The 10,045-nt window shown below is 66.3% G+C and carries 12 protein-coding genes and 1 pseudogene; 7 read left to right on the forward strand and 6 right to left on the reverse strand.

What is annotated here, in order from left to right; translation table 11 throughout:
- Positions 1–29 precede the first annotated feature (29 nt).
- Positions 30–287 (reverse strand): hypothetical protein, encoded by a 258-nt coding sequence (locus tag U5K29_14960; GenBank protein ID MDZ7679842.1) that lies wholly within the window; start codon positions 285–287, stop codon positions 30–32.
- A gap of 110 nt (positions 288–397) precedes the next feature.
- Here U5K29_14960 and U5K29_14965 point away from each other — a divergent pair, with 110 nt between their 5' ends.
- Positions 398–1,135 carry a hypothetical protein gene (locus U5K29_14965; GenBank protein ID MDZ7679843.1) on the forward strand — a complete coding sequence of 246 codons (738 nt, stop codon included), beginning with the start codon at positions 398–400 and terminating at the stop codon, positions 1,133–1,135.
- Between the two features lie 460 nt (positions 1,136–1,595).
- On the opposite strand, the gene U5K29_14970 is transcribed toward U5K29_14965, so the two are convergent.
- The 5 genes from U5K29_14970 to U5K29_14990 all read right to left on the reverse strand — a co-directional run bounded on the left by U5K29_14970 (position 1,596) and on the right by U5K29_14990 (position 4,287).
- On the reverse strand, positions 1,596–1,745 hold the full coding sequence (locus U5K29_14970; GenBank protein ID MDZ7679844.1) for a hypothetical protein: 150 nt from the start codon (positions 1,743–1,745) through the stop codon (positions 1,596–1,598).
- 45 nt (positions 1,746–1,790) lie between these two features.
- A complete protein-coding gene (locus tag U5K29_14975; protein ID MDZ7679845.1) occupies positions 1,791–2,135 on the reverse strand; it encodes a hypothetical protein in 345 nt (114 codons plus the stop codon).
- A gap of 4 nt (positions 2,136–2,139) precedes the next feature.
- Positions 2,140–2,595, reverse strand: a complete 456-nt coding sequence (locus U5K29_14980) for a hypothetical protein (GenBank protein ID MDZ7679846.1) — start codon at positions 2,593–2,595, stop codon at positions 2,140–2,142.
- A 103-nt stretch (positions 2,596–2,698) separates the two neighbouring features.
- Positions 2,699–3,412, reverse strand: coding sequence for a nucleotidyl transferase AbiEii/AbiGii toxin family protein (locus U5K29_14985; GenBank protein ID MDZ7679847.1), 714 nt, complete (start codon positions 3,410–3,412; stop codon positions 2,699–2,701).
- 59 nt (positions 3,413–3,471) lie between these two features.
- Positions 3,472–4,287, reverse strand: coding sequence for a type IV toxin-antitoxin system AbiEi family antitoxin (locus U5K29_14990; protein MDZ7679848.1), 816 nt, complete (start codon positions 4,285–4,287; stop codon positions 3,472–3,474).
- A 548-nt stretch (positions 4,288–4,835) separates the two neighbouring features.
- Between U5K29_14990 and U5K29_14995 the strand changes: the two are divergent.
- The 6 genes and pseudogenes from U5K29_14995 (at position 4,836) to U5K29_15020 (ending at position 9,958) form a co-directional block, all read left to right on the forward strand.
- Positions 4,836–4,997: pseudogene (locus tag U5K29_14995) on the forward strand (IS630 family transposase).
- A gap of 109 nt (positions 4,998–5,106) precedes the next feature.
- Positions 5,107–5,556, forward strand: a complete 450-nt coding sequence (locus U5K29_15000) for a mobile mystery protein A (protein ID MDZ7679849.1) — start codon at positions 5,107–5,109, stop codon at positions 5,554–5,556.
- The gene (locus U5K29_15005) at positions 5,553–6,143 is read left to right on the forward strand and encodes a mobile mystery protein B (protein ID MDZ7679850.1); all 591 of its coding nucleotides are present in this window, start codon (positions 5,553–5,555) and stop codon (positions 6,141–6,143) included. The genes U5K29_15000 and U5K29_15005 overlap by 4 nt, the downstream gene beginning before the upstream one ends.
- Before the next feature lie 904 nt (positions 6,144–7,047).
- Positions 7,048–8,124 carry a tyrosine-type recombinase/integrase gene (locus U5K29_15010; GenBank protein MDZ7679851.1) on the forward strand — a complete coding sequence of 359 codons (1,077 nt, stop codon included), beginning with the start codon at positions 7,048–7,050 and terminating at the stop codon, positions 8,122–8,124.
- Entirely contained in the window at positions 8,121–9,587 is a 1,467-nt protein-coding gene (locus tag U5K29_15015) for a tyrosine-type recombinase/integrase (GenBank protein MDZ7679852.1), read from the forward strand. The genes U5K29_15010 and U5K29_15015 overlap by 4 nt, the downstream gene beginning before the upstream one ends.
- Positions 9,584–9,958 (forward strand): DUF6262 family protein, encoded by a 375-nt coding sequence (locus U5K29_15020; protein MDZ7679853.1) that lies wholly within the window; start codon positions 9,584–9,586, stop codon positions 9,956–9,958. The genes U5K29_15015 and U5K29_15020 overlap by 4 nt, the downstream gene beginning before the upstream one ends.
- The last annotated feature ends 87 nt before the right edge of the window (positions 9,959–10,045 follow it).

Genomic DNA, 10,045 nt, shown 5'->3' on the forward strand with positions numbered 1-10,045 from the left:
GGTCTCGCGAGACGGTCGCCCAGCACCCCTCAACCAGCTGAGGCCTCGTCGAGGAGGCGGATGAACTTGGTCTTCTGGCGGTGTCGCTGGCGGAGGTCGGCCAGGTAGCTCTCGAAGCCGCTCGGATCGCCTCCGCTCTCGTAGAGCGTGCGGATCTTGGCGACCCCCTCGACAGCGGCCTCATAGGTCCAGGTCTTCTTGCGGTCGATCTTCGCCTCGACGTCGCGGGCGAACGCGCGGGCTGCGTCGAGCGGCCGCTCGGCCTCGCTCGACCTCGCCAGCTCCATCCACACCGACAGCGACGCTCCGTGCTCGTCGGCAACGACCCACGCCTCGTCGAGGTGGCCCTCCCAGGACAGGACGGCGATGAGGTCGTCGTGGGTGGCCGGCGCCGCGGATGACGCGCCGCCACGTACCGACTGATGGGCGTGGGTCGGTTTGCCACGGTGGCGGCGTTCTCCGCGCCACGGGCTTCGAGCAAGCCGATCGCACGAGGCTCGTACTCACCCCAGGTGCCGGACTCGGCCGTCCACCGCTTGAGCCGCTGGTACCGCTCGAGGTTTGGACGCTCGGTGAAGCGTCGCCAGACAAGGTCGTTGACCTCGGCGGTTCGGCCGCGCTCGACCCAGCCAGCGAGCGCGAGGTCGTCGAGGCGGCTGTCGCCGCGCATGGGGTGGTCGCTGCCATCGAACGCAGTGAGTCCACGTTCGACCCAGGCGAGGGCCTCATCAGCACGGTCGGCATCGATCAGCACCTCGGCGATCTCCACGTAGTCGTAGGGGTACGACAGGTCCAGGGCCAACAGCTCGACCCGCGCGTCGACGTCGCCTGCAGCCTTCGCAAGGTGCTCCCGCATCTTCACCAGGTGGAAGTGGCTCCGCTCGGCGCTCGCCCTCTCCGCCTCACTGAGGGCCTCCCACCGTTCGTCCGCCAACCGCTTCAGCTCGGCGAGCCCATCGTCGCCGAGCACGTCGGCGTAGCGGTTCGGGGCGTCGTAGAGGATGTCCCACTCGCTGTCGACGTCGAGGGCGAACAGCCGCCGAGCGAGCGCAACAGGATCGGGCCGAGCGATCTCACACGCCCGAAGGTGGATCCTCTCGAGTTCCGAGGTGATCTGGGAGAACCAGCCCGATGAGTCGTCGACCCGGCCCATCGTCACGTCCACCCGACCGAGTGCATACTCCGTGATGTCGATCACCGCCGCCGGATGGTCCGGGAGCAGATCACCAATCTGGCCAACCACACCCATCACCGCCCGAGCCCACGGCCCCGACGTGCGGGCGTAGTCACGCCGGTTCGCGCTCCCCGACTTCAACGCATCGGAGAAGGATCGTCGATACGAGGACACGTCGAGCGGCCCACCGCCCGCCGATGCCGCCTCCACCAGAAGCTGGGTCCGCAGCTCCACGTCCTGCTCGGCCTGACTCATCAACATCTCGACGAGCCGCTCCGCGGGCAGTTCGGCCAGATACGCGGTGAGCTGGGCCGCTGCCTTCTTGGTCATTCGAGCCATCGCCACTGTCTACCGGCGTTGGGCCTCGAGGGCGATCGCAGCTCGGAAAGCTCGCCAAGCAAGAATCGTGCAGCTAGACCCCTCACTCGGCCAGGCGGTCGAGGATCTCCTTGTCTCGTTCGACGAGGGTGTGCAGGAGCCCCATGAACTCCTCGTCCTGGCGAACCCGATCCACTTCGGCTGGGAGTCGTCGGCCACGCCGCATGTCAACGAACTTGGCAAACTTCCGCATCTCATAAGTCTGCCCTGTCGCGAGGCACCCGATCGAGGCGAACCGCTACTCGGTCGCCTTCGGGTGACCGATCGAGCAGTCGGTCATCCAGACGATTCGACGGTCGTCATCGATGCAGTACCAGATCCGCCCGGCGCTGGTGACCTCGAACTGCCACTGTTCCAAATCCTTGCCGTCGACAGCCCGGGTCCCGAGCGAACCCTTGAGCGGGTGCTGCCTGTCGTCGCGGTGTCTCGGGTCGGTGGTGATCCGATCCCAGGCACGACGAGCGTTCGCAGATGCAGCAGCACACACCTGGTCCCATCCCTTGACCGCGTCGTTGGTCGCGAAGCGGAAGTCCCAACCGCCCGATCCCGGAGGTGGCGCAACCCGCTCCTTGCGCTTGGCCATCGCGTCAGCTCGCGGGTCGAGGGACGGCCTTGCCCTTCGTCACGATCGGCCTGCCCAGCCGGCGTGCCAGCTTGGGATCGGCATGGATCTCCGCCGTCGCTCGCCACTCCTCGATCATCTGTGCGAGTGGGCCGAAGCTGTCGAGCTCCGCTGCCGCCACGACGGTTCGGGTGAACTCGTCGATGAACGCCGCACGGTCCGACCGAGGCAGGAACGATGTCCATGGAAACTCATCGAGCAGTGCTTCACCCAGCGCCGTCGGGGAATGAACAGCCAGGTTCCGAAGCGCTCGGCCGACCATCGCATAGGCGTCCGCTCGCTGGTCGTCTCGGTCGACCCGAGTCAGCCGCAAAGCAGGCGCACCCCGACGCCGGAGGACAACGTCGCCGTCGGCGAGGTCCTTGACCACGGTCTTGGGCTGACGCAATAGCTCGGAGAACGGATGCTCGATCACTCGCATGGCCAGGATCATATCTGAACTAGTTCAGATGTCGCTCCAGGTTACGGCGATGCTCGGCAACGACGGTGAAGTCCTTGGCGTCGTGGGGTTCCAGCGCTGATCATCACGCGATGCTGAGCAGTTCCTCAGCCACGAGAGCGCCTGCGGCATCGATGTCGTAGCCCTCGGGAACCTCGCGCAGCAGCGGGATGAGGTCGGCCCGGAATCCGACGTCGGAGACATGCTCCTGGAGCCCCTGTCGGGCTCGCTCGGCGGTGTAGCCGTCGGGTCGGTACGGGTCGAAGCACGCAACGATCTCGGCGGGATCGAGAGCGAGCACGGTCAGCGCCACCCAGAGGTCGAACAGGTCACGTCCCTTTCGCCGTTGGAACATCGCCCGCAACTTGGTGGCCACGAGCTCCTCGGGCTGGAACGTGAGCACCTCCGCTCTGCCGGACCACCATGCCGAGTCGACCTGGTACGACGCTCGGCGGTGAGGACGGGCCGGCGAGGTCTCGTGGGTGTTGATCTCTATCTTGACCCGCATCCGGCCCGCACCGGACTCGAAGGGGGCGCGCAGCCGAACCTTCGGGTACGAACCGACGTCGGTGTTCGCATCCATGCCGAGGCCGTCGGCGACCTCGCGGATGGCGTCGAGGATCGGGCCGATCGGACCGTGGGTTGCGCGGACGTAGTCGAGGTCCTCGCTGTAGCGGAGCGGTTCGGGCAACACGACCTTGTGCAGGCACGTGCCGCCGCGGAAGACCAGCTCATCGCCGAGCACTGGGTGGCGGGCAAGTTCGACGATGAGGCGGGACAGGACGAGATCTTGTTCCACTTGGTCAACCGCTGGCCACGGCGCCAACTGGCTCCATTCGGTGATCGCCGAGCGAGGGATCACAGGTCCGGCTCCGGAGTGGCGTTCACGATCACCTGCCAGCGAGCATCATGCTCGCCCGCTCGACGACCGCTCGGGTCGAGCAGCACCGACCTCCGACTCGTGATGGACGCGGCGAGCGCCTCAGTGTTGAGCTCCACTTGCACCCGGTGGGCCATGAAGTCGAGGAGCCACCCGCAACGCTGGATGACGGACGTCGGATAGCCGACAGCTGATCCTGCGAGACGAGGAATGTCGATCCGTTCCTCCTCGAGCATCTCCCCCACAATCGTCGCCACATTCGACAGACCACCGCTGCTTCTTGGGTGAGCTAGCAGGTCGAGGACCGTGGTCTCGATCGCCGACACCCGCATCGTCCCCGTAGGCGTGTTGACGATATCGACCGCACGCCCCGCCATTGACGCGTCGGTGATGAACCGGATCCGCACGCGACCGAACGCTCGCTCTCGCAACCTCGCTGGCGTCATGACCTGGAACACCTGGGGTCGCTGATGCGCGAACCCGTGCACCTCGGCTGCCGAGAGCAGCGCGACGTAGTAGTCGTGGCCCAAGTGGCCCATCAGCGCGTCGATGAAGTGCGAGGCGGGAGCCGAACCCCACGGCCGGTACTCGGGCGGCACCACGACGTACAGGCCCTTCGTCGGACTGAACAGCTGGCCACGACGGCGCCAGCGCGCCAACGTCGGTGCGACGTGGTTCTCGGATACGCCAAGCAACGTCGCTGCCTCGGCCGTCGTGACCCAGCTGCGACCGCGGGCCAACAGCCAATCGACAAGCTCGCGTGGCTCGACGGCTTCATGGCGATCCTCACTCACGCACCAATACTAACCAGAACGATTAGTTTTGATGCGTACTTACGTCCACAGCGGACACTCCGGCCCGTTGCTGCGAGCCCGCGCTCCTCGATGAACGCGATCACGGCCTCGGCACTGTCGAGCCGGCGGCCGTCGTTCGTGGCCGACCCATCCTCGTCGGTAGGAAGTTCCCGGACAGCAACAGATTCCGCTGCCTCACCCGGGCCGTACTCACGCTTCAACGGTGTGTGGCGCACTCCGACCGAAGACGGGCGCTGCGAGCGGGATGGCGTCGCCCACATCGTCGCGGACGCGGCGGAGAGTTGTAGTCGGTGAGCCAACTCCGGTCACCATGCCGTGCAGGGGTTGTCATCCCAGGTCAGAATCACTGCCGTGGACGATCCCGGGCTTGGCGTCTACACATCCTCCCGTGCCGAGGCGGCGTGCCGATGTCAGGCGCTTGTGGTCCGAGAAGCCGCTGAGAATCACTGTCGCGGCTGACGCTGCTGTCGACCAGGCATGTGAACGACTGCTGCATCTCGCCCACTTCGAAGAGTTGGACGTGGCCACACTTCACCCCGACCTACGGATCATGGATGAACCTCGTCGAACGCTGGTTCTCAGCGCTCACCACCAAGAAACTGCAACGCTCAGCCCACGACTCGGTCAACGCCCTCGCCGCCGACATCCGCAGCTGGGTCGACAACTGGAATGACAACCCCACCCCGTTCAACCCTGCCGACAAGACATTTCTTGGCGACTCGGCTCTTCTTGACAAGTTATACCTATACAACATTACTCCAGTCGTCTAGTCTTACCTAGACGACTGGAGGGTCAGCAATGAGCAGCAACAAGGCGATGGCGCGTGCTGCGCTCGAACGAGACCTCGGACGGCACCGCGACACGCCCACCGCCGCGCCGCGCAGCGGCTGGATCCGGGCAATCCGAGATGCACTGGGCATGTCGACGAGCGAGCTCGCCCGTCGGATGGGCGTGTCGAAGGCGCGGGTCGGCCAGATCGAGCGGGGCGAGCGCGAGCGCACCATCACCCTCGACACGCTCGAGCGCGCCGCCGACGCGCTCGGCTGCCGAGTCGAATACGTCCTGGTCCCCCGCGAACCGCTCGACGATCTCGTCTGGGCTCGAGCGAAGGCGAAAGCCAGAGCGGAGATCGGGGCGGTCGATCACACGATGGCGCTGGAGGACCAACGCCCCGACGGCGGCTCCGACGCGGCGCGCATCGAGGAGGCCGCCCGCCATCACGTCGACAAGCGTGGCCTCTGGTCATGAGTGATCCGCTGTTCGACACCGGCGACGGCAACACGCCGATCGACGAGGACGAGGCGCATGGACTCAAACTCACCTGGGTGCGCACACGAGGCGACCTCAATGAAGCCGAGGCGGCGAACATCCTCGACGCCCGTCGGGCGATCCGCTCCCCCGCTCTCGACGAGGTGCTCGACGATCTCTGGCTGCGCCAGCTCCACCGTCGGATGTTCGGCGACGTCTGGAGCTGGGCCGGCATCTACCGGCTCAGCGATCGCAACATCGGCACCGATTGGACCGAGGTCCCCGCCGCAGTCCGGAGACTCATCGAGGATGCACACGCGTGGATCAGGCCCGACGAGCAGCAGACGGCCGTTGCCCGGTTCCACCATCGACTCGTCGCCATCCACCCTTTCCCCAACGGGAACGGCCGCCACTCACGCGCCGCGACCGACTACCTCTGCAACGCGCTCGGGATCGCTTCCCCGACATGGGGAGCGCTCACCAACGCGGACACCGCCGAACTGCGCGCCGCATACCTCGCGGCGCTCCGCACCGCCGACCGCGACCCGAACGACCTCGAACCCCTCGTCGACTTCATGTGGTCGTAGGTCGCCCCGCGTCGGCGAGGCGGCCGATCGTGCCCGCCGAGCAACAACGCGGGACGCTCCGCTATCGGAGGTCGACCTCGGATGAACTTGGTCCTCTGGCGGCGCCAGCAGCGGAGGTGACCAGGGCGTTTGCCCTGGTCAGGTGGTGTCGGAGGGGGGACTTGAACGCCGATCTCGCCCGTGTTGGCCCGTGTCGTTGCGTCCCTATCTGTGCAGGTCAGAGGCGGTTTTCGTGAGGGTGTCGTGCGGTCCCGTACCGGCCTGTACCACCCTTGTGTCGGACGTATCGCGGACAAATCTGATGACAAGCGACACGGTATGTCGGAGGGCGGAGTTGGCGACGATCCGTCCAACCCGTTCGCAGTTTCGGCGGTCGCCCTGTCCTGCCTGGACGTTCGGCTCGCGGCGCACCCCCGATATGTCGGAGTGGTGAGTTTCGCCCCCTCGACCGACACCGACGGGTGGCGCTGACGCCTGTCGTGGCGGCGAAGTGCGGCTCAGATCCCGGCGGATCATCCCCGTCGTCATCACGATGTCATCACGATGTCATCACGGTCCGACGCCGCAGTTTGGGCACCTCCGACTCGCACCGCGCTCGCAGAATCGCGACCTGAGGCGTCCGCCGCGTCGCTGCCGAATAGTCGACACTGTCGTGATGACAGCCCGCCAACCGGGCGTGGGACTACGAGTGCCGTGTCAGGCAACGTTTGCCCTGCCCGCCAACGGCACGTATCTGGAGTCTGAGTTGGAGCGTCCACGACGTAGGCGTCGCAGCGGTTGGGGTGCGTTGTGGACGCGTTATCTGGAGTGTGTCCGGGACCATCCCCGTTGCTGATCCGATCTGGTCGTAGGTTGCTTGCACGTCCAGACGCGGCAGTGATCGGTGATCGTGCAGCGGGTGGTGATGCCCGTGACCGGGGCGGAGTCGTGGACTGTCCTTGGTGAGGATGGGTCGGCGGTCGAGCCGGTCGAGTCGTTCCTCACGTACTTGGCAGCGTTGGAGCGTTCGCCGAACACGCAGCGGGCGTATGCGACGAGCTTGAAGTTGTGGTTCGAGTTCCTCGAGGCCGTCAAGGTTGATTGGGCGAGTGTCTCGGTCGATGACGTGGCTCGGTTCGTGTCGTGGCTGCGAGCTCCGGCCCCGAACGTGATCGTCCTTGATGGCGGCACCGCCCGACGGTCGCCGGCGACGGTGAACAGGCACCTGGCTGCGGTCTTTGGCTTCTATGAGTTTCACGCCCGGTGCGGTGTGAAGGTCGCAGCCGGATTGGTGGCGTGGCGGCGGATCGGTCGGGGTTCCTACAAGCCGTTCTTGCATCACGCCACCGCCGGCAGACCAATCGCGACCCGGCCCGTCAAGCTCGCGGTCCCACAGCGAGCGCCTCGTACGCTCAGTGCCGAACAGGTTGTGCAGATCTTGGCGGCACCGGTCCGGGCTCGGGACCGGTTCTTGTTGGCCTTGCTGGCCGAGACAGGTATGCGGGTTGGTCAGGCGCTCGGGTTGCGTCACGTCGACTTCGTGAGCCGCGCCAAGGAAGTCCGCATCGTCCCTCGGGCCGACAACGCCAACGGCGCCCGAGCCAAGCTGCGAAGCCCCGCGACTGTGCCGGTGACCGCCGGGCTGGTGCGTTGCTACTCGGACTACATGCACGCCGAGTACGGCGACCTGGACTCGGACTATGTGTTCGTCAACCTGTGGGGTGGCCGGATCGGCGCCCCGCTGACCTACGCGGCGGTCCACAAGATGGTTGACCGCATTCGAGCGTTGACCGGGGTGGAGTTCACGTTGCACATGCTGCGCCACACCCATGCCACCGAGTTGATTCGCTCCGGTGTGGCCATCGAGGTCGTCGCCCGCTTGCTCACGCACCGGTCGTCGGTGACGACCAGTCAGATCTATGTGCATCTGGATGCCGCCGATGTGCGGGAGGAGCTGCACCGAGTCGGCGTCTGGGACCGAGCCGAGGAGAGCACGTCATGAGCGCAGCAGGCACCGCCCACCACCTCCAGGCCCGGCCCGGGATCATCACCGGTGTCGGCGGTCTGGTCGAGGCTGAGTTCGCCGAGGACCGCTGGGACGCGTTCGTGCTCGGCGTCCCGGCCCGACGGGGCCGCAACATGGCCAAGTTCACCAACATCGAACAGCCTTGGCTGAGGGAATCAGCAAAGGCGTGGTGCCGGTTCCGGCTCGGTGCTGGCTACTCCTTCGGCACGATCGTCGCGACCGGCGAGAACATGGCCCGCTTCTCCACGTTCCTTACCGGACGGCCCGAGGTTGTCGACGCCACCGGTGTGAACCGGACGGTGGTCGAGGCGTTCCTGGTGTGGATGGCGACCAGCAAGTGGTCGGCGTCGACACGATCGACGACGTTGTGCTTCCTCAAGGGCTTCTTGGAATGGGGTCGCCGTCACGACACGCTGCGGGGTCTGCCCGCCGACGCGGTGATCTACGAGGAGGAGGTCACGCGGCCGGCCGACCAGTTGCCCAAGTTCATTCCCGAGTTCGTCATGGCCCAGCTCGAGGACCCCGAGAACCTGGCCCGGCTCCGCAACCCGAGTGTCCGGCACCTGGTGATCTTGTTGATGGAGACCGGCATGCGCGGCGGCGACGCTTCGGTGCTGGCGTTCAACCCGATCACCAACGACAGCACCGGCTGGCCGTGCTTGCGCTTCGACAACTCCAAGGTCGGGCTCGAACAGCTCATCCCGCTTTCCGCCAAGGTCGCCGACACCATCGGCGCCCAACAAGATCACGTCCGGGCGACATGGCCGAACGGGTCACCGTGGCTGTTTCCCGGCACGGCCGATAACGACGATGGCACCAAGCCCTACGCCCACGGCAGCCTCTCTCACCAACTCGGAAACTGGCAGCAACAGATCGACGTCCGGGACGAGACCGGCCAGCCGGTGAGGGTTCACGCTCATCAGTTCAGGCACACCGTCGGGACCCGGCTCATCAACGCCGGCGTTCCCCAACACGTCATCCAGAAGCTGCTCGGCCACGCCAGTCCGCGCATGACTGCCCGCTACGCGCAGATCCACGACTCCACCGTCCGCGAAGCGTTCGAGGCCTACTGCCACCAGCGTGTCAACACCACCGGCGGGGCCGTGCCCTACGACCCGGACGCCTCCACCGCCGACGCCGAGTGGGTCAAACACAACCTGTCCCGGATCCACGACAGCCTTCCCAACGGCTACTGCGGCCGGCCACCCCAGCAGGACTGCCCACACCCCAACGCCTGTCTCACCTGCCCCGATTTCCAGACCACCCCCGAGTTCCTCGACGTGCACCGCCAGCACGCAGCAACGAACCGCAAGCTCATCGCCCGCGCCGATTCCAGCGGCCAGTTCCGCCTCGCCGGCAACCTCCGCCAAGTCCAGGAGAGCCTCGACCAGATCATCCCAGCCCTCGAAGCCCTCGACACCGACGGCGGCAGCTCATGACCAGAGCCGACAACACCGACCACCTCCGACGAGCCGCAGCCGACCGCCGCGACGCCGCCACTCGTCGCACGATCGCGGTCATCGACGAGTTCGACCGCACCGGCGCGGCTGTCACCATCGCCGGAATCGCCTCAGCCGCTGGCGTGTCACGCAGCTGGCTCTACGAACAACCCGACCTCCTCGCCGGTGCTCTCCAGCTACGCGACCGCACCGGCACCCCTTCGCTGCCGACCGCGCAGCGAGCATCCAACGAGTCACTCCGCCAACGCCTCGACGCGGCGAGGACGGAGATCGAACACCTCCGGATGGAGAACGTCACCCTTCGAGACCAGCTCGCACGAGCCCTCGGCCAAGCCCGAACCCACCGCTGAACGCTGCGCCATGGGCATGTCCACAACGCAGACCCTCAGGTCATGAACCCGAAATCGAGCTCGACTCGAGATAACGGCACTTTGGGG

The organism is Acidimicrobiales bacterium, from assembly GCA_034521975.1.
GTDB lineage: Bacteria > Actinomycetota > Acidimicrobiia > Acidimicrobiales > SKKL01 > SKKL01.

Bases quoted from the DNA above. Each gene is read 5' to 3' on its own strand.
- U5K29_14960 (MDZ7679842.1), bottom strand. From the start codon at position 287: ATGGAGCTGGCGAGGTCGAGCGAGGCCGAGCGGCCGCTCGACGCAGCC.
- U5K29_14965 (MDZ7679843.1), top strand. From the start codon at position 398: ATGACGCGCCGCCACGTACCGACTGATGGGCGTGGGTCGGTTTGCCAC.
- U5K29_14970 (MDZ7679844.1), bottom strand. From the start codon at position 1,745: ATGCGGAAGTTTGCCAAGTTCGTTGACATGCGGCGTGGCCGACGACTC.
- U5K29_14975 (MDZ7679845.1), bottom strand. From the start codon at position 2,135: ATGGCCAAGCGCAAGGAGCGGGTTGCGCCACCTCCGGGATCGGGCGGT.
- U5K29_14980 (MDZ7679846.1), bottom strand. From the start codon at position 2,595: ATGCGAGTGATCGAGCATCCGTTCTCCGAGCTATTGCGTCAGCCCAAG.
- U5K29_15000 (MDZ7679849.1), top strand. From the start codon at position 5,107: ATGAGCAGCAACAAGGCGATGGCGCGTGCTGCGCTCGAACGAGACCTC.
- U5K29_15005 (MDZ7679850.1), top strand. From the start codon at position 5,553: ATGAGTGATCCGCTGTTCGACACCGGCGACGGCAACACGCCGATCGAC.
- U5K29_15010 (MDZ7679851.1), top strand. From the start codon at position 7,048: ATGCCCGTGACCGGGGCGGAGTCGTGGACTGTCCTTGGTGAGGATGGG.
- U5K29_15015 (MDZ7679852.1), top strand. From the start codon at position 8,121: ATGAGCGCAGCAGGCACCGCCCACCACCTCCAGGCCCGGCCCGGGATC.
- U5K29_15020 (MDZ7679853.1), top strand. From the start codon at position 9,584: ATGACCAGAGCCGACAACACCGACCACCTCCGACGAGCCGCAGCCGAC.